The sequence below is a fragment of the Marinobacter salexigens genome, assembly GCF_018860765.1.
In the GTDB taxonomy this organism is placed as follows: Bacteria; Pseudomonadota; Gammaproteobacteria; order Pseudomonadales; family Oleiphilaceae; genus Marinobacter; species Marinobacter salexigens_A.
The window spans coordinates 119,847-140,282 of sequence record NZ_JAHKPV010000008.1; the positions used below are offsets into that span (position 1 = coordinate 119,847).

Annotated in this window: 24 protein-coding genes and 1 riboswitch; of the genes, 9 read left to right on the plus strand and 15 right to left on the minus strand. The window is 52.3% G+C overall.

Annotation, left to right across the window (positions count from 1 at the left end):
- Nucleotides 1-106: 106 nt before the first annotated feature.
- The gene (locus KO508_RS07970; protein ID WP_216007820.1) at nucleotides 107-721 is read left to right on the plus strand and encodes a TetR/AcrR family transcriptional regulator; all 615 of its coding nucleotides are present in this window, start codon (nucleotides 107-109) and stop codon (nucleotides 719-721) included.
- Between the two features lie 71 nt (nucleotides 722-792).
- Here the strand turns inward: KO508_RS07970 and yghU are convergent, their stop codons facing one another.
- The 3 genes from yghU to KO508_RS07985 form a co-directional block, all read right to left on the minus strand.
- The gene (yghU, locus tag KO508_RS07975) at nucleotides 793-1,668 is read right to left on the minus strand and encodes a glutathione-dependent disulfide-bond oxidoreductase (RefSeq protein WP_216007821.1); all 876 of its coding nucleotides are present in this window, start codon (nucleotides 1,666-1,668) and stop codon (nucleotides 793-795) included.
- Between the two features lie 83 nt (nucleotides 1,669-1,751).
- A complete protein-coding gene (locus KO508_RS07980) occupies nucleotides 1,752-2,306 on the minus strand; it encodes a carboxymuconolactone decarboxylase family protein (RefSeq protein ID WP_216007822.1) in 555 nt (184 codons plus the stop codon).
- Nucleotides 2,307-2,536: 230 nt separating this feature from the next.
- The gene (locus KO508_RS07985; protein WP_216007823.1) at nucleotides 2,537-3,472 is read right to left on the minus strand and encodes a LysR family transcriptional regulator; all 936 of its coding nucleotides are present in this window, start codon (nucleotides 3,470-3,472) and stop codon (nucleotides 2,537-2,539) included.
- Between the two features lie 122 nt (nucleotides 3,473-3,594).
- Here KO508_RS07985 and KO508_RS07990 point away from each other — a divergent pair, with 122 nt between their 5' ends.
- The 3 genes from KO508_RS07990 (at nucleotide 3,595) to KO508_RS08000 (ending at nucleotide 6,001) form a co-directional block, all read left to right on the plus strand.
- Entirely contained in the window at nucleotides 3,595-4,632 is a 1,038-nt protein-coding gene (locus tag KO508_RS07990; RefSeq protein ID WP_216007824.1) for a zinc-binding alcohol dehydrogenase family protein, read from the plus strand.
- 176 nt (nucleotides 4,633-4,808) lie between these two features.
- Nucleotides 4,809-5,261 (plus strand): MarR family winged helix-turn-helix transcriptional regulator, encoded by a 453-nt coding sequence (locus KO508_RS07995; RefSeq protein WP_216007825.1) that lies wholly within the window; start codon nucleotides 4,809-4,811, stop codon nucleotides 5,259-5,261.
- Nucleotides 5,261-6,001 carry a siderophore-interacting protein gene (locus tag KO508_RS08000; RefSeq protein ID WP_216007826.1) on the plus strand — a complete coding sequence of 247 codons (741 nt, stop codon included), beginning with the start codon at nucleotides 5,261-5,263 and terminating at the stop codon, nucleotides 5,999-6,001. The genes KO508_RS07995 and KO508_RS08000 overlap by 1 nt, the downstream gene beginning before the upstream one ends.
- Before the next feature lie 102 nt (nucleotides 6,002-6,103).
- Here the strand turns inward: KO508_RS08000 and KO508_RS08005 are convergent, their stop codons facing one another.
- Genes KO508_RS08005 through KO508_RS08015 form a run of 3 tightly spaced genes read right to left on the minus strand, consistent with a single transcriptional unit; the run spans nucleotide 6,104 to nucleotide 8,152 of the window.
- Nucleotides 6,104-6,544, minus strand: coding sequence for a GNAT family N-acetyltransferase (locus KO508_RS08005; protein WP_216007827.1), 441 nt, complete (start codon nucleotides 6,542-6,544; stop codon nucleotides 6,104-6,106).
- Between the two features lie 8 nt (nucleotides 6,545-6,552).
- Nucleotides 6,553-7,158, minus strand: a complete 606-nt coding sequence (locus KO508_RS08010; protein ID WP_216007828.1) for a DUF938 domain-containing protein — start codon at nucleotides 7,156-7,158, stop codon at nucleotides 6,553-6,555.
- Nucleotides 7,159-7,204: 46 nt separating this feature from the next.
- On the minus strand, nucleotides 7,205-8,152 hold the full coding sequence (locus KO508_RS08015; RefSeq protein ID WP_216007829.1) for an AEC family transporter: 948 nt from the start codon (nucleotides 8,150-8,152) through the stop codon (nucleotides 7,205-7,207).
- 131 nt (nucleotides 8,153-8,283) lie between these two features.
- On the opposite strand from KO508_RS08015, the gene KO508_RS08020 reads away from it, so the two are divergent.
- The gene (locus tag KO508_RS08020) at nucleotides 8,284-8,688 is read left to right on the plus strand and encodes a DUF1330 domain-containing protein (protein WP_216007830.1); all 405 of its coding nucleotides are present in this window, start codon (nucleotides 8,284-8,286) and stop codon (nucleotides 8,686-8,688) included.
- Between the two features lie 9 nt (nucleotides 8,689-8,697).
- On the opposite strand, the gene KO508_RS08025 is transcribed toward KO508_RS08020, so the two are convergent.
- Nucleotides 8,698-9,048: a branched-chain amino acid transporter permease gene (locus tag KO508_RS08025; RefSeq protein ID WP_216007831.1), complete on the minus strand. Its 351-nt coding sequence runs from the start codon at nucleotides 9,046-9,048 to the stop codon at nucleotides 8,698-8,700.
- A complete protein-coding gene (locus KO508_RS08030) occupies nucleotides 9,041-9,745 on the minus strand; it encodes an AzlC family ABC transporter permease (protein WP_216007832.1) in 705 nt (234 codons plus the stop codon). Before KO508_RS08030 ends, KO508_RS08025 begins: the two co-directional genes overlap by 8 nt.
- A 119-nt stretch (nucleotides 9,746-9,864) precedes the next feature.
- On the opposite strand from KO508_RS08030, the gene KO508_RS08035 reads away from it, so the two are divergent.
- The 4 genes from KO508_RS08035 (at nucleotide 9,865) to pgsA (ending at nucleotide 13,290) form a co-directional block, all read left to right on the plus strand.
- Nucleotides 9,865-10,116, plus strand: a complete 252-nt coding sequence (locus KO508_RS08035) for a hypothetical protein (protein ID WP_216007833.1) — start codon at nucleotides 9,865-9,867, stop codon at nucleotides 10,114-10,116.
- A gap of 109 nt (nucleotides 10,117-10,225) precedes the next feature.
- On the plus strand, nucleotides 10,226-10,885 hold the full coding sequence (gene uvrY / locus KO508_RS08040) for a UvrY/SirA/GacA family response regulator transcription factor (RefSeq protein WP_216007834.1): 660 nt from the start codon (nucleotides 10,226-10,228) through the stop codon (nucleotides 10,883-10,885).
- Nucleotides 10,869-12,731, plus strand: coding sequence for an excinuclease ABC subunit UvrC (uvrC, locus tag KO508_RS08045; RefSeq protein ID WP_216007835.1), 1,863 nt, complete (start codon nucleotides 10,869-10,871; stop codon nucleotides 12,729-12,731). The genes uvrY and uvrC overlap by 17 nt, the downstream gene beginning before the upstream one ends.
- Nucleotides 12,732-12,738: 7 nt before the next feature.
- Nucleotides 12,739-13,290, plus strand: coding sequence for a CDP-diacylglycerol--glycerol-3-phosphate 3-phosphatidyltransferase (pgsA, locus tag KO508_RS08050; RefSeq protein ID WP_216007836.1), 552 nt, complete (start codon nucleotides 12,739-12,741; stop codon nucleotides 13,288-13,290).
- A 2-nt stretch (nucleotides 13,291-13,292) separates the two neighbouring features.
- Here pgsA and KO508_RS08055 read toward each other — a convergent pair whose 3' ends face one another.
- The 7 genes from KO508_RS08055 to thiB form a co-directional block, all read right to left on the minus strand.
- Complete coding sequence (locus tag KO508_RS08055; RefSeq protein WP_216007837.1) at nucleotides 13,293-13,913, minus strand: ABC-type transport auxiliary lipoprotein family protein; 621 nt, start codon at nucleotides 13,911-13,913, stop codon at nucleotides 13,293-13,295.
- A complete protein-coding gene (locus tag KO508_RS08060; protein ID WP_216007838.1) occupies nucleotides 13,910-14,848 on the minus strand; it encodes an MlaD family protein in 939 nt (312 codons plus the stop codon). The genes KO508_RS08055 and KO508_RS08060 overlap by 4 nt, the downstream gene beginning before the upstream one ends.
- Nucleotides 14,849-14,855: 7 nt before the next feature.
- Complete coding sequence (locus tag KO508_RS08065) at nucleotides 14,856-15,683, minus strand: ABC transporter ATP-binding protein (RefSeq protein WP_252737994.1); 828 nt, start codon at nucleotides 15,681-15,683, stop codon at nucleotides 14,856-14,858.
- A 3-nt stretch (nucleotides 15,684-15,686) separates the two neighbouring features.
- Nucleotides 15,687-16,733: an MlaE family ABC transporter permease gene (locus tag KO508_RS08070; RefSeq protein ID WP_216007854.1), complete on the minus strand. Its 1,047-nt coding sequence runs from the start codon at nucleotides 16,731-16,733 to the stop codon at nucleotides 15,687-15,689.
- A gap of 164 nt (nucleotides 16,734-16,897) precedes the next feature.
- Nucleotides 16,898-17,512 carry an ATP-binding cassette domain-containing protein gene (locus KO508_RS08075; RefSeq protein WP_216007839.1) on the minus strand — a complete coding sequence of 205 codons (615 nt, stop codon included), beginning with the start codon at nucleotides 17,510-17,512 and terminating at the stop codon, nucleotides 16,898-16,900.
- Complete coding sequence (thiP, locus tag KO508_RS08080; RefSeq protein WP_216007840.1) at nucleotides 17,505-19,229, minus strand: thiamine/thiamine pyrophosphate ABC transporter permease; 1,725 nt, start codon at nucleotides 19,227-19,229, stop codon at nucleotides 17,505-17,507. The genes KO508_RS08075 and thiP overlap by 8 nt, the downstream gene beginning before the upstream one ends.
- Nucleotides 19,230-19,236: 7 nt before the next feature.
- Nucleotides 19,237-20,241: a thiamine ABC transporter substrate binding subunit gene (thiB, locus tag KO508_RS08085; protein WP_216007841.1), complete on the minus strand. Its 1,005-nt coding sequence runs from the start codon at nucleotides 20,239-20,241 to the stop codon at nucleotides 19,237-19,239.
- A gap of 67 nt (nucleotides 20,242-20,308) precedes the next feature.
- Nucleotides 20,309-20,406: riboswitch (TPP riboswitch) on the minus strand.
- Nucleotides 20,407-20,436 lie beyond the last annotated feature (30 nt).

The following is a 20,436-nucleotide window of genomic DNA, read 5'->3' on the forward strand; positions in this document are numbered from 1 at the left end:
TTTCCGACTGTAGCTGGACTTGAATGAACGCTCAAGATAAAATTGAGCAATCATTCAAATTGTCACCGCGTTGTTTTGCGGCGCTGCAAAACACTGGAAATAACTTATGGCACGTGTATCAATTCACAACCGGCAAGATTCGCTTGAACGAGCTCTTCACCTTTTCTGGCAAAAGGGCTTTCATGCCACTTCGCTAAAAGATCTGGAAAAGGCCCTCGACATGCGGCCCGGCAGTATTTACGCCACCTTTGGCAGTAAGGATGGTCTGTTTCGGGAGGCGCTGGAGCGCTATGCCCGCCTTGGTCTGGCAGAGCTGGACCGCACGTTCCAAGCTTACGATTCACCCTTAGCAGGGCTGGCGGCCTACCTGCGCGGGCTCGGTGGGATTTGTGACAAAGAGTTGCCAAGCCGGGCCTGCATGCTGGTGAAAAGCCTATTGGAACTCGGCGAACGAGAACAAATTGCTCGGGATAAGGCTGAAGAGTTATTGGCGGGTATGGAAGCACGCTTTGTCGATCGTTTTATTGCAGCCAAAAGAGTGGGGGAGCTTGATAGCGGGCTTGATCCCGTTCGGCTTGGCCGACGGCTACAGGCTGAGATAATGGGGTTGCGAGCATTTGCACAGCGTGATGTAGATAGTGCTGCCGTGCATGCACTCGCGGAAGACATGGCTCAGTCTCTGGAAGCGCTGCGCGCTGAAGAGGTTACAGAAGTAGTTTGATTCTGAGTGCGTATCTGCCTGCTCCCTTTACTGACCCGACTGAGAGCAGGCTTGCGCCTCAAATGGCGTTTTCAGACTGAAGTTTTCGTGTCCAGTTTATCCTGAGTTCTGAGATCAAAATCTGATGCGTCATGGCGCTCATGGAGTTGCTCAGAAGGTTTTCCAGAAGTGCGATTGACTATTCGACCACGCTGAACAGCAGGGCGGGCAAGGATTTCATTAGCCCAACGCCGGACATTCTTGTAGCTTTCGACTTGTAAGAACTCACCTGCACCGTAAGCCTCCCCCAGAACGAGATTGCCATACCAGGGCCAGGTCGCTATGTCAGCAATGGAGTATTCGTCTCCACCTAGATATCTATGCTCCGCGAGCTCCCTATCCAATACATCCAACTGACGTTTTACTTCCATCGTGAAACGATTGATCGGATATTCAAACTTTTCGGGCGCGTAAGCGTAGAAGTGACCGAACCCACCTCCCAAATAGGGCGCTGAACCCTGAAGCCAGAACAACCAGTTCAGTACTTCGGTGCGAGCAGCTGGATCCTTTGGGAGAAAGTGTCCGAACTTTTCCGCCAGATAGAGAAGGATCGCTCCGCTTTCAAAAACCCGACTGCCGGTATCAGCATCAAACAGTGCCGGGATCTTTGAGTTTGGGTTTATTTCGACGAAGCCGGACGAAAATTGGTCGCCCTCGCCAATACGGATCAGGTGGGCATCGTATTCTGCACCCGTTTCACCTAAGGCCAATAGCTCTTCGGCCATGATGGTAACTTTTTGGCCGTTAGGTGTGGCCAATGAATAAATCTGTAAAGGGTGTGTTCCATGCGGTAGCGTTGCATTGTGTGTAGCACCTGCAATGGGGCGGTTGGTTTTGGCCCACTCCCCGCCATTTTCTGCGTCCCAAGTCCAAACGCGTGGTGGCTCATATTGATGGGTGTCCGACATGGTGCATTCCCTCGTTCGAAAAATAGATAAAGTACGAGTAAGACGGAGCAGCCACTGAGAGCTGCCTCCGACTTACGGCGTGGTTAATCTGCCTTGTGCCACTCAAACTTCTGGAACGGCTTGTCTATCGGTGTGACAGCAAGGTGGTTAGTGTAGTTGCTGATGGTTTTCTGAGCTAAGCCAAGGATAACCTCCAGAATCTGTCGTTTAGTGAATCCTGCTTCTAGAAACTCTGTCACAACACTTTCGTCAACGTTGCCGCGGCCGCGCACGATGGCGAGGGTAAAGTTGCGTAGTGCCTCCAGTCGATCAGTAGGCAAAGGCGTTTCGTTACGCAGAGCCTCTGTGATGGCGTCATCAACGTTCATGTTCTTCGCGATGCCGGTGTGGGCAGGAACGCAATAATGGCAGGCATGCTCGACGTTGATGGTCTGCCATACTACTGTGGTTTCCTCATCATCAAAGCTGCTGTCGAGAAACAGCTGGTGGAGGCGTTGATAGCCTTCTAGCAGCCCGGGCGCTTCTGCCATGACCGCATGCAAGCTCGGTATCATGCCAAACGATTTGAGAGAGGTGTCCAGCAATTCCTGACTCTTTTCCGGAGCACTATCTTTGTTGTGAAGGGTAAAGTCGGCCATAGAGTAGCTCCTCTTATTTAGGCGAATAAAATTTGGAATCGATTTGATTTAAAGGTTGCGCCTCAAATTGAGTGATCACTCAATTTGAGGCGCAACCAATCGGTAACCAATTCGATAAGAGACGATAACTTAACTTGAGTGATCACTCAAGTTAAGTTTGAGCAATCACTCAGAAACCTATGGTGGATGGTTGAGGCTAATGAGTTAAGGGTCGGGTGTGATCGTGCTTTTCAGTTGCTAGAATCCTTGGGCAAGATTCCTTTCCCTGACAGGTCTTTCAAAATTTTGGCGCATTTTATTTTCAGGTGATCTCTTAGAAGGCGCATCGCTGGCGTTATTGATTGCCGACTGGGACAGATAAGCCACAACTCCGACACTCTTGGCCTGAATTCCGGCATTACGCTAACTACTCTGCCTGCCAACAAGTCATCAGACATGTCGAGGCAGGATTTGACGGCGACACCTTTGCCAGCAACGCACCAGCGCCGCACCAGATCTCCATCATTGGAGGCACGGTTACCCCGCATTCTTATCTTGAACTGCTGGTCGTTACGGGTGAACGTCCAGATATCGTAGGGGATTTCTTGCAACTGATAGAACAGCCCGTTGTGAGGCGCCAGGTCGTGGGGGTGCCGGGGCGTTCCGTGGTGTTCAAGGTATTCCAGAGTAGCGCATAGAATGCCCGGAACATCACAGATTTTAAAACCGTAGAGACTGGCATCGTTAGGTGAGCCGTAACGCAACGCCATGTCGACGGAGTCTCTGTAGAAATCGACATTGCTGTCGCTGATATTGACCCGCAGGCTCAAGTCCGGGTGCGCCTCCATAAGCTCGTCCAACCATGGCAGCATCTGGTTGCGCCCGAAGTCAGAAGGCACGGCGAGACGCAGTTCGCCTTCTACGGAATCCTGGTCTTCCTGAATGTTATTGCGCGCCAGCTCCAACATTTGCAGAGCCTGCTCACATTGAGGGAGGTACTTTTCGCCGGCGCTGGATAGCCGAAGTTGCCGGGTGGTTCTCACAAAGAGTTCCACGCCGAGGGCACTTTCCACTCGTTTTACTGCAGCACTGGCGGTTGCCGTTCGCATGTTGAGGCTGGCAGCAGCGGCAGTAATGCCACGGAACTCGGCTACCTTGAGTATTACCTGCAGATCTTCAAGCGTCATATTGTCAAAAATAAATTGATAGTGTTTCAGGAATTAGGCTGTTTTTGGCAGTTTAGTAAAGGTTCACACTTGGCACCAGTTAAACGCCGTCACGGCACTAAGAAAACGCAGGAGATCAGTAGATGAAAGCCATAGGTTATAGCGAGTCACTTCCCATTACCGATGAAAACGCACTTATCGATATCGAGTTACCACAACCGATCGCCAGTGGCCGTGATTTATTGGTGCAGGTAAAAGCTGTTGCCGTCAATCCAGTGGACTACAAAATTCGCCAGAATGTCCCAGCCGAAGCCGGAGAGTACAAGGTGATTGGCTGGGATGCAGTAGGAGAGGTGGTTGCAGTTGGTGAAGCTGTTGCAGGGTTCAAATCTGGTGATCAGGTTTTCTATGCAGGCGATCTTACCCGCTCCGGGACGAATGCCGAGTTCCAGTTGGTGGACGAGCGGATCGTCGGCCATAAACCACAGAGCCTTTCCGACTCTGAAGCCGCAGCACTCCCACTGACTACGATTACTGCCTGGGAATTGTTATTTGAGCATCTGCAGCTCAGGCAGCAATCACCGGGAGACGGACGTAAGTCGAATGATGTTGTACTGGTTGTGGGCGCGGCTGGCGGGGTTGGTTCTATTCTGATTCAGCTTGCCAAAACCCTGACAGGAGCAACGGTTATAGCAACGGCGTCCCGCGAAGCTTCCAGAAACTGGGTGCAGGCGCTGGGTGCTGATTTTGTAGTAGACCACCGGGAACCTCTTAAACCCCAGATTGATGCACTGATTGCAGAGGGGCAGGTTGGAGCGGTAACCCATGTAGCCAGTCTGAATGCAACGCAGCAATACTTCGAAAGCTATGTGGAGCTGCTCGTTCCCTTTGGCAGGATTGCACTGATAGATGACCCAGACTCACTGGATGTGATGAAAATCAAGCCAAAGAGCCTGTCTGTGCACGTGGAGTTCATGTTCGCCCGTTCAATGCACCAGGCTGTAGATATGGATGCGCAGCATAAGCTGTTGGAACAGGTCTCGAACCTTGTGGATCAGGGATATATCCGCACAACCGCAGGTAAGCATCTGGGTATTATTAATGCCGAAAACCTCAGGGCGGCACATGCAGAACTGGAAACCGGCCGTGCCGTAGGCAAGGTTGTTCTGGAAGGCTTTTGAACCTTAATGACCTGCGTTTGAAAATTTTTAATAGATAGAACAAACGGATGATTAATCTTGCCATGATTGCTCATATCACGTTCCATCCCCGACAACCTCAAAGCCGCTTATAAGTGGTTGACAAAATCAACCACATGTCTTATGGTTGATTTTGTCAACTATATGGGAGGGTGTTTATGACTGAGGGGTCACTTAGCGAAGCTGTGCATCGGTTGATGCACGCATATAAACATCTTCTCCGTGAAGGTGTTCAACGTCAGAAGATTGAATTGCCAGTTACTCAGATCAGGGTGCTCAAGGCGATCTGCCGGAATGATCAGATTAATGCTCAATCCATTGCAAAACGGATGCAGCGAGACAAGGCTCAGGTCACTCGTGCACTCAATGACTTGATCAGAGACGGTCTGATCGTTAAAGGGGATAATCCTTTGGATCGTCGCAGCCAGCTGCTGAACCCCACATCTGAAGGCCGGGCAGTGATGACTAAACTGGATTCCGTGGAAGAGTGGGCGGTGCAACAATTGACCGCAAAGCTTGAGAGCGATGAGCTCGCGTTTTTCCTCCGCATCAGTCAGACGATGGCAGATAGCGCGAAACAGGTTGGAAATACTGAGAAGGGGGAATCCTGATGTCTAAACCGACGCCAAGAACTTTGGAGGTGGTTCGCTCCGCCTACATCACTCCACATATGCTGCGTTTAACGCTTGGTGGTTCGGGATTGGCCGACTTTCCGGAGGATCAGGAAAGTGCGTATATAAAACTGATTTTTCCGCAGCACGGGGAATCACGACCCCTGATGCGAACCTATACCGTCAGCGGACAGCGCAGCGATGAGATAGACGTCGATTTCGTGCTTCACGCTGCAGATGGGCCTGCATCAGCATGGGCCGCTAGTGCGAAACCCGGAGACCAGATTCTCGTGGGTGGGCCGGGGCCTAAAAAACTCATCAATAGGCACGCAGACTGGTACCTTCTAGTGGGGGATATGACAGCGCTACCGGCAATCGCAGTCAATCTTGCTCAGCTGCCCAAAGACGCCCGAGGCTACGTAGTTATTGAAGTAGTGTCAGGCGACGACATTCAGCCGCTGCAGCATCCAGAGAACATTGAGGTTCACTGGGTTGTGAGCGCCACACCGGACGTTGATACCAGCGCACTACTGAAACACGTTGAACAGCTTTCCTGGTTGCCGGGCCAACCGGCGGTATGGGCGGCTTGTGAGTTTCACAGCATGCGCGCTCTTCGAACATATTTTAAACAGGAGCGCCAAATGATAAAAAGCCATCTGTACATATCGAGTTACTGGAAAATCAACAGTACCGAAGATCAACACAAAATTGAGAAGAAATTTGATGCGCAGCCAACGTAATCTATATTATCTGAGCAGTCCCGTGGTGATCCTCTAGCTCTGTGCTGGTTTCAGCCGGAGCCGCTCTTTACCTTTCCACCCAACGCTGCTTTTTGGGCGTTGTTAACTGATTTCCATCAGAAAGTGGTTTGCCAGTCTCTCGCTTTCTAGAAAACCCATTCGCGCGTATAGTCGCTTTGCGTCCTGATTCGCATGTAAAACCTGAAGCCGAAGCGGAACACCTCGTGACCTAGCGTTTGCATGCAGGTCACGTAAAAGTGTCGTCCCGAGGCCTTGGCTCTGATAGTTAGGGCAAATTTGGATCTCGTCTAGCCAGTCGCAATCTTCAAGCTGTTCCAGTATGACAACACCGACTCGACCGCTCGGTGTCTCGATAATTTGAGCCGGGCGCGGTTGTTCCCATTTTGAGAAAAAAAGCTGTCTCTGGAGAACTTCATCCCACTTGCCGAACTGTCGAACCACTACGTCAAGGAAGGACTTCTTGTTTAACTCGTAAAGCCATTCAATCTCGTCTGGTAGTACGTTTCTAAGTGTGTAATTCATCAGTTGGTTTAAGTTCCGTGAACCCTCCAGACCAGCAACCGATTATTGGCCGGCATTTCAAAGTCCGATTCCAGAACCAGCTTGTTATCACTACCGATGCGCTTCAGGTCGTCCATGTCCCGAATCCCCATCGCCGGGTTCTGTTGCTTTAGGTGTGTGTCGAATTGCTCATTGCTGGCACTGGTGAACAGCCCGCTGTAATTGAATGGGCCATACAAACAGAAGGCTTCGTGTGCCTGAAGGTTGGCAGATACACCCTGAAACATTGCTTCAACTTCTGGCCACGACATGATGTGCGCGGTGTTTGCGGAAAAAACTCCGCTAATCGTTGGGATTTGCCAATCACTGGCGCTAACATTCAAAGACAAAGGTTCGCTTATGTTTGGCAGGTTAGCCTCGCTCAGCCATGGCTCGCTGAGTTGGTAGTTGCTCGGATGATCACTTGGTTGCCATGTTAGGTGCGGGAGGTTTCTGGCAAAGTGAACCGCATGTTGCCCGGTACCTGTACCAATTTCGAGTATGGTTTTCGGGCCACTAAATAAGGTAGCAAGCTTTTCCAGAATAACCTGTTTGTTGTTTTCACAGGCTTGAGAGTAGGGTTTTCTTGCAGTCATTCGTGGCTCTAATTCGTCGTAGGGTGTTCGGGGTTTGATGCCATTGTTATATCAGGCCCACACCTTTAAGTACAAACACCCCCAAGGTTATCGTGACGCTTGCCATCAACGTGGTGATTGCGATGATGTTTGCCGCAAGACGATCATTCCCGCCGAGTGCTTTGGCCATCACAAAACTTGCCGCGGCGGTTGGGCTTGCGAAAAATAGGAACAGCAAACCCAATTCAGCACCCGAGAAGCCTAGTGCCCAAGCTGCAGCGGTGCATAGTGTTGGCAAGAATACCATTTTCATTAGTGCCGAGCTGAAGGCGGTTGAACTATCGCTGCGCAGGGCGCTGAATGACACGGTTGCCCCAATGCATAACAGCGCTAGGGGCAGCGTAAGGGACGCAAAATAATCGCCACTGGTCAGTATCCAATCAGGCAGTTGCAGGTTCAACCATGCGACGGGGATGGCTGCAAACACGGAAAGTATGAGCGGGTTGCGCAATATGTCCTTGAGAATACGGCGCCACTCGGGCGATCGCCCGGCCTGATAGGCGGTGAGTACGATCACCGACAGGGCGTTGTAAGAGAGAATAACGAGCCCCAACAAGATGCTACCCGCCGATAGGCCGAAATCGCCATACAAGTTTGCCGCCAAAGCCAGCCCCACAATGCCACAGTTACCTCTGAATGCGCCTTGAACATACACACCGCGATCTTGGTGGGTAACACGCCAGCGTGCCCATAACCAAGCCAGAAAGAAACTTGCGAGGGTCGCAAAAAGATAGAATGTCAGCAGTTGAAGATTAAGAGATGTGCTGAGATCTGCTTTTATGATGCTGAGGAATACCAGCGTTGGGAGCGTGGCTTTGAAAACCAGTGCAGATGCAGTGTTAACGAAACTATCGTCAATCCATCCTACCCTTCTTAGGCCAAGTCCGATAAACACCATAGCGAAAACCGGAAGAGTAGTTTCCAGCGTTTGTTGAAAGAGCGAGAAAAGATCCATTCAGGTTGGCCAGTGGTCCAGAGAGTGTCTTGCCTATGATAGATCTGACGGAAAGGTAATGAAATGGTTTACTGTAAGCCATGAAGCGTGGGCTATAGTGGGGCGAAATTTATCAGGACAAAGGGGTGCCCATGAACGCCGTTAACCATACGCCCGCGCAGTTAAAGCAGGTTTTGGCCGACACGCCTAAAGACCAGCCCGTCGTCATGTTAAATTTGCTGAGGTTCCGTGACAGAGCAAGCTATGAAGACGATTCCGGTGAGCGAAGTGGACGTGAGGCGTACGAGCTTTATATTCAAGAGGCCGCAGCTTGTGTGAGTGCGGTGGGCGCTGAGGTGATTTGGTCTGGACACAGCGTTGGCTCTCTTATTGCGCCGCCAGAGGAGACTTGGGATCAAGTGCTGCTTGTTCGTTACCCTTCAATCGATGCCTTTATGGCCATGATTGAGAGCCCTGAATATAAAGGCGTAGTTAAGCATCGCACCGCCGCACTGAGTGACTCCCGATTAGTTGCAAATCTGGAACGGGGTCGCTGAGATAGAACCTCAGCCCACTAGCCCGACTTCAAAAACGCCGGTTTGGCTTATCAGCATATACGCCGCTGTGCCAGTTGCAATGGAGAGCAGGGCATTGCGGCGCCAAAGGTGAATACCTACTACTAGCGCTCCTGCAAGAATGGCATCAAGCCCCGGTACTACCGCTGCCCAATTTCCTGAACGCTGCAAAAACACCGTTGCCAGCAAAGCCATAACAGCCGCTGGTAAGAAGCGCCCGAGGTGTTTAACCAGAGGGTGCTCGGTATGACGCTCAAAAAACAGAAAGGGTATGATTCTGGTCGCAAAGGTCGCAGAAGCTGCAACGGCAATGAATGCAACAAGGTAGCTTGTATCAGACATGGCTGCGGCCCTCCGCATTGGATTTGGGTCGCAGGCTTCGGTATTGCAGCAAAAGCACGGCTGTCACGATTGCGATAGCGCCGATGAGCTGGTGGGCTGCTGGCAGAAGGATCATAGCAATACCGGCGGCCGCTGCACCTGCCCAAACTGGGAATGCGTCTCCCAAAGCCTTCAGTTGCTCTATTGTAAGAACAATAAATAAAGCCACCAATGCAAACTCGATTCCAGTACTATCGAATGCTACGTTGCGGCCTAGAAGAGCGCCCAAAGTGCAGCCAATCACCCAGTAGACCTGATTGAACGCCGTAATGCGGAAATCGACGTCAAGTTCATGAAGTGTGTCGTGCGAACGCGCGCGGCTTGTGAGCAATGAATAGGTCTCATCAGTCAGGCCAAAAATGAGATACAGCTTTTTCCATCCAGCCCTACGAAATTGGCCGAGCAACGAAAGGCCGTAGAAAAGGTGGCGCGCGTTGAGCACGAACATGGCGATGAACACTTCTAACAAGCCGGCGCTCGCCGCTAACAGGCTGACCGCTAGAATCTGGCCTGCACCGGCATATATCACCACGCCCATAAGTGGCGCAGCCCACCACGCATAGTCAAGTTGGGTTGTGAATAGCACCCCAAAAGCCATACCTAAAGGAAGGTATCCGAAAAGAATTGGGAGTGTGAGACGAAAAACTAACGCGTTCATTAGCATCCAAACGTTTTGAAAGCGAGGAATGATAGTGAATCGCCGGGGATTTTGAAAGTGGGTAAGGCTTCGACTTTTTAGGCATAATCCTTAACACGGTATGGCCTACAGGAGAGACTATGAGCGATGAAACCGGGCATCAGTCCCAACCGGACCCCCGCGAAGAAAAGTTCAAGGTTGATAAAGAGTTGCTGACTAAAGAACAGCTGAATGGGCTGGCAGAAGAGTACTGCACTCGCTACCATGGGCTGAATGATACAGAAAACCCGATGGCCGAGCGGAGCCGGGTTTTGGAAGCGATTAACAGGGGCGAACTGGTAGTCTGGTTTGACCCTATGGAAAACACAGCCGGGCTTGGTGTTCCTGAGTAACCAGTTAACCGGTTTACCTTTTAGGGGGTATTTGAGCCTGCTGCTACCCCGGCGCGTCTGTAAACGTTACAATCGCGCAGGTTTTTGAAAGCGTTGTGCGAGGTGAATTTTGATCAGGGTATTGGTTGTAGATGACCATGAGCTGGTTCGTTCCGGGATAACCCGGATGCTCGCGGATGATCCCGATATTGATGTTATTGGCCAGTCTCCATCTGGGGAGGAGGCTATAGAGTTTGTGCGCAACGAGCGTCCGGACATCGTCTTAATGGATATCCGTATGCCTGGCATTGGTGGGTTGGAGGCCACTCGACGCATTTTACGAATTGACGATACCGTTCGGGTGATTGTGGTAACCGCCTGCGCCGACGACCCTTACCCTGCACGGGTGATGCAAAGCGGCGCCTCTGCCTACATCACCAAAGGTGCAGATATCCGCGAAATGGTCCGTTCCATTCGCATGGCTCATTCAGGGCAACGCTATATAAGCCCGGAGATTGCCCAAAAAATGGCGCTCAAGCAATTGGGTGGCGATAAAGAGGACGAGGGTGAGTTATCGCTGTTCGATCGCCTATCTGAGCGCGAAATGCAAATAGCGATGATGGTTGTAGACTGCCAGAAAGTGCAGGATATTTCCGACAAACTCTGCCTTAGCCCCAAAACGGTGAACAGCTACCGCTACCGAATTTTTGAAAAACTGGAAATCTCCAGCGATGTTGAGTTGGCTCTGATGGCAGTGCGTCTTGGGTTGCATGATGCCCACAAGGTCTGATTCCACGACTGAAAGCAGTGGAGGGTTCGACAGCAGACACTTCCTGAAACAGCTAACGGAACGGCCCGGCGTCTACCGAATGTATGACGAAGGCGGCTCCGTACTTTACGTTGGGAAAGCCGGAAACCTTAAAAAACGGGTCTCCAGTTATTTCCGAAAGACCGGGCTGGCACCGAAAACGGAAGCACTCGTTGCTAAAATTGCCTCTATTGAAGTAACCATCACCGGCAGTGAAACAGAAGCGTTATTGCTGGAGCAGAACTTAATCAAGTCTCTGCGCCCCCCTTACAACATCCTGCTCAGGGATGATAAATCTTATCCGTATATCTATGTGTCTTCCCACAGTGATTACCCCTCGCTGACCTTTCGGCGTGGGCGTACCAAAAAGGGTGGAGGAACCTGGTACGGGCCGTTCCCAAGCTCTGGCGCTGTTAAGGAAAGCCTTAATGTGTTGCAAAAGGTATTCCGTATAAGATCTTGTAGTGAAAGCTATTTTAGGAACCGTGCTCGCCCATGTTTGCAGTATCAAATCAACCGGTGCACGGCGCCGTGTGTAGGCTACATCTCACCCGAGGACTATCTGCAGGATATTCGCCACGCCACCATGTTTCTCGAGGGTAAAAACCCGGCCATTATCCGTGACCTGATGGACGCCATGGAAAGAGCTGCCGAGAACCTTGAGTTCGAAAAAGCTGCTGCCTGCCGAGACCAAATCAATCACCTGCGTCATGTTCAGGAGCAGCAATCTGTAGATGGTGAGGGCGGAGATGCAGATGTTATCGCTATCGCACAAGATGCAGGGGTTGTATGCATTGTTGTCATAATCGTCCGTGGCGGCAGAGTTCTGGGAACCAAGGACTACTTTCCCCGGTATTCTTTGGAGCAATCCGAAGGCGAGCTGTTAAGTGCTTTTCTCGGGCAATATTATTTCGGTGGAAATACGCGTCGCGAGATTCCAAAAGATATACTGGTGCCGGTTGAGGTTGAAGGTCAGGAACTGCTTGCTCATGCGCTTTCGGATGCAGCTAACCGGGAAACCCGTATACGTGGAAATGTAAGAGGGGAGCGACGGCGTTGGTTGGAACTGGCGATGACCAATGCCCAGCAAACATTGCTAACACACATTGCCAGCAAAGAGACCGTGTATCGCCGTTTGCTGGCGCTGCGTGACATGCTGGAGCTCGCTGAAACCCCCTCGCGGATGGAGTGTTTCGACATTAGCCATAGCCACGGTGAAAATACCGTCGCATCCTGCGTCGTTTTCGATGAGAATGGCCCCCTTAAAAGTGATTACCGCCTGTACAATATTGAAGGTGTGAAAGCTGGTGATGATTACGATGCCATGCGCCAAGTGCTGACGCGTCGCTACCGCCGTATGGTCGCGGGTGAGGGCAAGCGCCCGGATCTTGTGTTTATTGACGGTGGTAAGGGGCAATTGAGCATTGCTCGGGAAGTCTTTGATGAACTTGGGGTTTCTGATATTCCCCTAATCGGTGTGGCTAAGGGCGTAACCCGGCGCGCGGGAATGGAGCAGTTGATCGACGCCATGACCGGCGATGTGTTTCGAGTACCTGCCGATTCCCCGGCGTTGCATTTGATTCAGCACATTCGGGACGAGTCCCACCGTTTTGCCATTACCGGGCATCGTAAAGGGCGCGACAAGAAGCGTCGTCAGTCTACCCTAGAGGGTATAGAAGGGGTTGGCCCCAAACGCCGCCGGGAGCTCATCCGGTATTTTGGTGGTATACAGGAACTACGCAAAGCCAGTGTTGATGAAATGACGAAAGTTCAGGGCATCAGTAAATCATTGGCTGAAAACATATACGCAGCGCTGCATGACGAGTAATAACCGTATGAATTTACCGAACCTGCTCACACTCTCCCGCATCATCATGATTCCGGTCTTTGTGGCGGTGTTTTATCTCCCCATGCACTGGAGCTATACGGTGAGTGCAGCGATTTTTGCGCTGGCGGCCGCAACCGATTGGCTTGATGGCTATCTTGCCCGCAAACTTAACCAGAGCACCCCTTTCGGCGCGTTTCTTGATCCTGTGGCCGACAAGCTTATGGTTGCAGTTGCGCTGGCGCTCTTGATTCAGGAGTATTCCGCAATTCTGGTAACCATTCCTGCGACCGTTATTATTGGCCGAGAAATCGTGATCTCTGCATTGCGGGAATGGATGGCTGAAATCGGCAGTCGTGCAAGTGTTGCGGTTTCTTATATCGGCAAGATTAAAACCACAGCTCAAATGGCATCTATTGTAGGGTTGCTGGCCTTTCCTCCCGGCGAGTTTTTGTCCGATGTTTCTGTAGGTTTGCTCTATATCGCCGCCATATTAACGCTTTGGTCTATGGGGCTATACATTAAAGCTGCTTGGCCGGATTTATTCCCAGAAAAGGATTAACTCTACCTCGCCTCACAGTTTCTCGCCCAGTCGATAAGGTTTATTGCCAGTTCTTCACCGGCGTCGCCAAATGCTTGCACTACGGAGTTTATACTCTTGTCTTTGGCTGGCGCTGATACGATGAAGTTGCTGGAGCAGAGGGTTTGTCGCGAACGGTTGTTTATTAGTTGACCGTAAACGGTAACGGTGACCCGCGCGCTGTCACCATGATTAACTGTATGGAAGGCCGAGATTTCTGTAGCAAGTGTCAGGTCACTGTTGCTTGGGCCTGTATCAATAACCACATCCCGAAAAACGTCGCTCGCCCTGAACGCCCCTGCGAGCATATCCCGTAACAGAACCGGTGCCGTATCGCGCCATCGAACCCCACTATACACCGTGAATTCCCAAGGTTCTGGCTTTGCCAGAATCCGTGAACTGTTGTACGGCTCCGAGGCAAAGGGCGTATCAACCCGAAGGCTTTCAGGCCTGCTTGTGCCGCTATTTTGCAATTCCTCAGGTACCGGAAAATCCATCACTCTGGGGGCTTCGGGGATAGGGAACACCGTACAAGCAGTCAGTGCCCCCGAGACCGCCATTACCGTGCCAAACGCTCTGATAGCCTTTGCCGCTGGTATTATCATGGGGATACCTCCTTGATTGCCGGGCCACCCCAGAGAGTGCCTCTGGGGTTCTCCTCCAGACGGCGGGTAAACCTATTCAGGTTTCTGAGGGTGTTGCGCAGCTCTCTTAACGCAGGGGCTAGCTCTCCTATGCCCTGAAGCCCAGAGTCTAGGGCGCCTTCGTTATCTCGAGTTAAATCATCTATACGTGCGACCGTGTCTTGAACCTTCGTCATGGCAAGGTTCATATTGGTCATGACGGCTTTGCCTTCGTTCTGTAACAGAGCGTTTGCGTTGTCTGAGAACGCAGAGACTTTTAATGCGGCTTCTGCTGCCCGCTGGCTGGCATTATCCATGCGCCCAAGTAAAGCCACGAGTTGGTCACGGCTGCCCAGTAGTGAATCGCTTGCCTCGCGGGCGTTGCGCAAAATGGCAGTGAGATTGTCTGTGTTTTCTTGGGAGAGTAGCTTGTTTGCGCTGGTAAGCAGCTGTTCTGCTTTGGTCAGCAAGGCTTCGCCGTTGGTGAGGAGTGTTTTAAATGCAGAGGGCTCGGCGGTGATCAACGCCGGGTTATCCTTTGTACCGTAGAGTACCGGGCTGTCCTGACTACCGCCGCTGAACTGCACATTCATGCTGCCGGTAATATTCGCTAACACCAAACCGGCGCGAGTGTCCTTCCTTACAGGCACGCTTTGTTCTACACGCACTAAAACCCGAACGTGGCTTGGATTGGCCGGGTCCAAGGTCAAATGAAGAACATCGCCCACTTCAACGCCGCTGTAGAGTACCGGATTGCCTTTAGCCAATCCGCCTACCGCCTGATCAAACACAATTTCGTAATAGGCCCACTCGCGGTCTGCAGATGACTTTGCAAGCCACAGCGAAAACAACAGTGCTGCCACCACCGCAATCAGCGTAAATAGCCCTATGAGCAGGTGGTGTGCTTTCGGTTCCATAACCTTTTTACTCCCGTAACCGGCTCGTCTCGTGAGCCCGGAATGCATAACTGGCGGCCCGACCGCGGGGGCCCTGACAATATTCCTGAATCCATGCGTCGTCTGTTGCCGCGACTTTTTCAATGCGGTCTGCGACCAGAACCTTTTTCTGCGACAGAACCGCAACCCTGTCGCACGTTGTATACAGCGTATCCAAATCGTGTGTAACCAAAAACACGGTCAGCCCCAAAGCGTCACGAAGGGTAACTATAAGCTTATCAAAAGCGGCAGCGCCAATAGGATCTAGACCAGCGGTGGGTTCATCCAAAAACATAATTTCAGGGTCCATTGCTAGAGCGCGTGCCAAAGCAGCGCGCTTGACCATACCACCGGAGAGTTCTGACGGGTACTTGAGGGCCGAGTCGGCTGGGAGGCCCGTTAGGGCAAGCTTCATACGGGCAAGCTCTTCGGCATCGGCACGGGATAGGTCGCAATGCTCAATCAATGGGAGAGCAATGTTCTGCAGCAGGTTCAATGAGGTAAACAAGGCTCCTCTTTGGAAGAGAACACCAAAGCGCTGCTCTGTGTCTGAACGTTCTACGGCGCTCAGTTCGTTGAGATCTTTCCCGAACACTCGTATCCGGCCGTCTGACGGTTTATGCAGTCCTACGATGCTTCTTAGGAGTACGGACTTGCCGGTTCCTGATCCGCCAACAACGCCAAGAATTTCGCCTTTGAACAGGTTGAGATCAAGGTCTTTGTGTACGACATGGCTGCCGAACCGGTTATCAAGATTCTCGACTTCAATAACGGTTGGTAATTGGCTGGCGGCCATATGGGCTCTTGAATCGGTCATAATTTACCAGCCCATTTCCATAAAGAAGAGCGCGGCCACGGCGTCCAGAAGGATAACGATAAAAATGGATTGAACCACACTTGATGTCGTATGTACGCCAACCGATTGTGCACTACCTCCTACCTTGAGCCCTTCAAGGCAACCTATGGCGGCAATCAGAAATGCCAAGAAGGGTGCTTTCGACATGCCAACAAGAAAATGCTTAAGCGCAATATCCCGCTCAACAATCGCCATAAACTGCGCAGGTGAGATATCTAGGGCCAGCGCACAAACCATACCGCCGCCTATCAGGCCGGATAGCATGCCAACAAAGGTAAGAATAGGCAGGCTGATCATCATTGCTAGAACTCGTGGTATGACCAGTAGCTCAACCGGGTCTAACCCCAGAGTGCGGATCGCATCCAGCTCCTCGTTTACCTTCATGGCGCCGATCTGTGCCGTAAAGGCGCTGGCGGTGCGGCCTGCGAGTATGATTGCGGCAAGCAGAACACCAAACTCCCGCAAAAACGAAAAAGCGACCAAATTAACGGTATAGATTGTGGCGCCGAAGTCTTTCAGCACAGTGGCGCCCAGAAAAGCGACGACAGCGCCCACCAGAAACGTTAGCAGAGCGACGATGGGCAGGGCGTTGAGCCCAGTGTTATGAATGGCAGCTACAAAAGGTGTAACACGCCAGCGACTGGGTCGAGGAAGAACCACAAAAAGTGTTGCGATAATCTGACCTATAAAACCGGCCAGTAGGTAGGTTAGGTGCCAGATTGCCTCCACCGACTTGCCGGTTTCCGAAAGAAACTGTGGAATGGGCGAAAGGCCTTCGGGCTCGGGGGAGGGTGGCTGCCGCATCGCATCTGCCACAGCGTGAAGCAGTGCACGCTGCTCTTGCGGTAGAGTGCCATCTTGCTCTGCCAGCGCCATGAGGGTTTCTGCCCCCAGCAGGCTTATTAGAAGCGAGGCGCCCGCTGTATCAACTCGCCCTAGCCCCGTAAGGTCCACATTGTTCGTGCTCCAGTTCTTGCCAGAATAACCTTCAACAGTCTGTTTGAGTGCCATGTAGTCAAGCAGAGTCCAGTCGCCCCGGATGGTCAGGCTGCCATTCTCATCCTTTAACGATCCTGTCTGACGACGAATCGATGGAGAGTTTCTGTGGTCTGAGGAATTGGCACTGGTGGGCACTTGGGTCTGAATTCCAAAGGTTGGGCTATTAGCTTGCTAGCTTAGAGCTTGTAGATGCTGTCTGCCAGTATTCGACGATCTTCTTCGTCGTGGCTTGCAAGAACAATGAGTGTTCCCTGAGCCTTCTGATCCAGTAAAAGCTGTCGAAGAAGATCCCGCGCATCACTATCAAGGCCTGTAAGCGGCTCATCTAGGAGCAAAACCGGCTGTTGCCGCAGAATTGCCCGCAGTAATGCGACACGCTGCCTTTGGCCACCGGAAAGGTCTCCGGGCAAACGCTTGCCAAAGCCATCGAGGCCAACGCTTTGCAAGCCTTTATCGATAGCTTGTTGATCCCTCGAGGTAAGCTTCAGCCCTGGATGGATGCCCAGACCAATATTCGCATCGACACTCAGGTGCTCGAAAAGGTTGTGTTCTTGAAACACGCTGGTCATGGGGCGGTGCCAGGGTGCGTGATGGCGAAGGCTCATATTCTGCCAAAGAATATCGCCGGACTGTGGCTCGAGAAAACCTGCCAGCAAGTTCATCAGTGTGGATTTGCCTGAGCCACTGGCGCCATGTACTGCGATGCATTGTCCTGGCTCCACCGTGAAATCGAAATTCCATGGAGATTCCTGATCCGGGTAGGCAAACACCAGATTTCTTACTTCAAGCATGTTCAGGCTCCGGAACACTTCTGGGTGATTTGGTTGCAAAACCGGTTTTGTGTAACGGCGATCCCAACTGGTTAAAAACGCTAAACAACACCAGTAAAAGCAACACAAGCCAGAGCCCGGTTGCGGCTGCGGCATCCATTCGGTAGCTGCCAAGCTGCTGATAGAGCAATACTGGCAGGGTAGGTTGGCCCGGTGTGCCGAACAGCGCAATAACGCCGAAGTCGCCCAGCGACAAGCCTGTGCCATAGGCCATGGCCAAAGCTAGTGGCTTGCGCATTCTCGGCCAGTGCAGCCAGCGCCAGCGATACCAGCCTAGTATGCCAAGCTGATCGGCTTGCTGGCGGCTGGCGGAGTCAAGGCTTCCCAGCGGGCCTTTCAGCATTTGCAATACGAAAGGCAGAGCCATCATGGCGTTAATTAGCGTGACCAGCACCAATCCTTCGTTTGAACTGCCAAGGCTGGGCCGGAACAGCAGAAACAGACCGGTACCAAGAACCAGCGGCGGAATCATCAAGGGCAAATACGCTGCCACATCGGTTAGCCGGGTGATGGCCGGTCTCTTCGATGTTGCTCCACAGGCCAGAATCAACAGGGCCGCGCAGACAGCCATCAAACCGGCGGGTAGGGCGATGGCCAGACTTCTCATTGTGGCATCAAGTAATGCGGGGTTGGCCGAGAAGCTACCTTGCGGGAAGAAGGCGCTGCCCATACCGGGAAGCCCTCTGATTAAAATGGCGAACAGTGGCATAACCAGAAAGAGCACAAACAACCCGAGGATGGTGCCATCCGCCAATCGAGCGCGCGGAGAGCTCCCGGCTTTAGTTCGGTGCGAGGCAACGCGCCTGTCCGGAAGTAGAGAAGCCGTAAGCCCGCGGCGCGCTGCCAGCCACCACAGGAAGCCGCAAATAATAAGCTGAACCATGGCAAGAAGTGCGGCTTGCCCGGAATCGAACTCGAATCGCAAAGACTGGTAGATGGCAACTTCAATGGTAGTTGCCGCAGGCCCGCCGCCCAGGGTCATCACTATGGCGAAGCTAGTGAAGCAGAGGGTGAACACCAACGCAGCAACGCCAGGCAAGACAGGCTTGATGGATGGCCACTCTACCGCTCGCCAATACCACCAGCGGCCAAGCCCGAGCTGGGCGGCAACCCTGAGTTGCGATGGAGGTGTCCCTTCAGTTGCCTGCAAAAGAATCCGCGCGGCCAAAGGCGCGTTGAAAAATACATGGGCCAACACAATGCCGTTGATGCCATAGAGATTCCAGGAAGCGCCAAGCCAGTCGCTGGCGAAGCCAGTGAACCAACCCTGACGCCCATATACGCTAACCAATCCAGACACCGCAACAATCGAAGGAAGCACCAAGCTCAGCTCCATCAATCGTAGCAGAACAGCGCGCCCCCGAAACGCAGGTTGTCTGGCGAGGATTCTGGCAATCGGGATAGCCACAAGAAGGCTGAGTAAAACAGAAAGAAACGCCTGCCAAATCGTAAAACTAACCACAGTGCGCAAATAACGGTTTTGCCAAAGTTGACTGATATCCGGTAGTGAAGCCTCCCAGACAAGAGCACCCAGTCCCGCCAATGAGAGCAGTACCAGCGCACCGGCTATCGCAAATCCGGGCCAGAGCTGCCACCCGGGGCGACTGAAGGGTGCAGGCCGACCGGGTGTCGAGTGCGAAGGTAGCGGGTGCTGCTGGCGCTCAGCGAGGCTGCTCATGGGGGGATTAGCGTGTCATGGCATCCAGCCACTCGTTCATCCATTGGCGGCGGTTGTCGCTGACCGTTTTCGGATCAAAATACAACGCTTCTTCTGGCTGAATCAGCTTGTCAAAAACAGAAGGCAATTCATCGCCCAGGTCAGTAGCCGGGTACATCACGTTTTTAAGGGGAATATGGCGCTGAAAATCCGCGCTCAGCATAAAGTCGAGAAATTCTCGCCCGAGTGTTTTCTGATCGGATGACTCAACCAGAGCGGCCACCTCAACTTGCAGATAGTGGCCCTCACTAAATTGAATGGCCTGATAACGGTCGGTTTTATCCACGGCCATGTGGTAAGCGGGGGAGGTGCTGTAGGAAAGAATCATTGGTGCCTCGCCGTTCATGAATAACGAGAAATAGCCATCGCTCCAGCTTTTGGTTGTGGTGAGAATCTTGCCGTTGAGTTGCTGCCACTTTGCAGCTGCCTGATCACCGTAAACATGGCGCATCCAGAGCAGCAATCCCAAGCCTGGTGTGCTGGTTCTTGGGTCCTGGATGATGATCTTCAGGTCGTCAGGGGCAGCAATCAGCGCCTCTAGGCTTTTTGGCGGGTTGGGCAGTTGTTCGGTATCGTAAACGAACGCAAAGTAGCCCCAGTCGTAAGGTACAAACACGGGGTCCTGCCAGTTGATGGGCAGATTCAGGGCTGAAAGATCGGTTTCATGGTTTGCCAGCAAGCCGGTTTGCCGGGTGGTTTCCATAGTGGCAGTGTCCAGGCCCAACACTACATCGGCCTGAGTACTTTTGCCCTCAAGGCGCAGGCGTTGGAGAATGTCGCCACCGCTATCCAGGACCACATAGTTGATCTGGCAGTTGCACGTCTGCTCAAAGGCCTCTTTAACCGCAGGGCCGGGGCCCCATTCCGCGGCAAAAGACGGATGGGTGTATACAGTGAGATTGGGTGTTTTCTGAGCGTGCGCAGGCGTAAAAGCTAAGGCGAACAAAAACAGTGGCAGTACTCTAATGAACATGATGGTGTATTCTCCGCAACAAGTGAGGGGTGGCCATAATTGGCAGCCATGTCGCGGGCCCCACCAGTTCTGGTGAGTGCTCAATCCCTTCGCCGGCATAATCCGGATCAGGTTCCGCGGGTATGGTCTCAGCCCGGCATTTGCCCGGCACCCCGTTGAGTTGAATAAAGTGTACCATGCTGGCGGTTGGCAATG

Bases quoted from the DNA above. Each gene is read 5' to 3' on its own strand.
- KO508_RS07970 (WP_216007820.1), top strand. From the start codon at position 107: ATGGCACGTGTATCAATTCACAACCGGCAAGATTCGCTTGAACGAGCT.
- yghU (WP_216007821.1), bottom strand. From the start codon at position 1,668: ATGTCGGACACCCATCAATATGAGCCACCACGCGTTTGGACTTGGGAC.
- KO508_RS07980 (WP_216007822.1), bottom strand. From the start codon at position 2,306: ATGGCCGACTTTACCCTTCACAACAAAGATAGTGCTCCGGAAAAGAGT.
- KO508_RS07985 (WP_216007823.1), bottom strand. From the start codon at position 3,472: ATGACGCTTGAAGATCTGCAGGTAATACTCAAGGTAGCCGAGTTCCGT.
- KO508_RS07990 (WP_216007824.1), top strand. From the start codon at position 3,595: ATGAAAGCCATAGGTTATAGCGAGTCACTTCCCATTACCGATGAAAAC.
- KO508_RS07995 (WP_216007825.1), top strand. From the start codon at position 4,809: ATGACTGAGGGGTCACTTAGCGAAGCTGTGCATCGGTTGATGCACGCA.
- KO508_RS08000 (WP_216007826.1), top strand. From the start codon at position 5,261: ATGTCTAAACCGACGCCAAGAACTTTGGAGGTGGTTCGCTCCGCCTAC.
- KO508_RS08005 (WP_216007827.1), bottom strand. From the start codon at position 6,544: ATGAATTACACACTTAGAAACGTACTACCAGACGAGATTGAATGGCTT.
- KO508_RS08010 (WP_216007828.1), bottom strand. From the start codon at position 7,158: ATGACTGCAAGAAAACCCTACTCTCAAGCCTGTGAAAACAACAAACAG.
- KO508_RS08015 (WP_216007829.1), bottom strand. From the start codon at position 8,152: ATGGATCTTTTCTCGCTCTTTCAACAAACGCTGGAAACTACTCTTCCG.
- KO508_RS08020 (WP_216007830.1), top strand. From the start codon at position 8,284: ATGAACGCCGTTAACCATACGCCCGCGCAGTTAAAGCAGGTTTTGGCC.
- KO508_RS08025 (WP_216007831.1), bottom strand. From the start codon at position 9,048: ATGTCTGATACAAGCTACCTTGTTGCATTCATTGCCGTTGCAGCTTCT.
- KO508_RS08030 (WP_216007832.1), bottom strand. From the start codon at position 9,745: ATGAACGCGTTAGTTTTTCGTCTCACACTCCCAATTCTTTTCGGATAC.
- KO508_RS08035 (WP_216007833.1), top strand. From the start codon at position 9,865: ATGAGCGATGAAACCGGGCATCAGTCCCAACCGGACCCCCGCGAAGAA.
- uvrC (WP_216007835.1), top strand. From the start codon at position 10,869: ATGCCCACAAGGTCTGATTCCACGACTGAAAGCAGTGGAGGGTTCGAC.
- pgsA (WP_216007836.1), top strand. From the start codon at position 12,739: ATGAATTTACCGAACCTGCTCACACTCTCCCGCATCATCATGATTCCG.
- KO508_RS08055 (WP_216007837.1), bottom strand. From the start codon at position 13,913: ATGATAATACCAGCGGCAAAGGCTATCAGAGCGTTTGGCACGGTAATG.
- KO508_RS08060 (WP_216007838.1), bottom strand. From the start codon at position 14,848: ATGGAACCGAAAGCACACCACCTGCTCATAGGGCTATTTACGCTGATT.
- KO508_RS08065 (WP_252737994.1), bottom strand. From the start codon at position 15,683: ATGACCGATTCAAGAGCCCATATGGCCGCCAGCCAATTACCAACCGTT.
- KO508_RS08070 (WP_216007854.1), bottom strand. From the start codon at position 16,733: ATGGCACTCAAACAGACTGTTGAAGGTTATTCTGGCAAGAACTGGAGC.
- KO508_RS08075 (WP_216007839.1), bottom strand. From the start codon at position 17,512: ATGCTTGAAGTAAGAAATCTGGTGTTTGCCTACCCGGATCAGGAATCT.
- thiP (WP_216007840.1), bottom strand. From the start codon at position 19,229: ATGAGCAGCCTCGCTGAGCGCCAGCAGCACCCGCTACCTTCGCACTCG.
- thiB (WP_216007841.1), bottom strand. From the start codon at position 20,241: ATGTTCATTAGAGTACTGCCACTGTTTTTGTTCGCCTTAGCTTTTACG.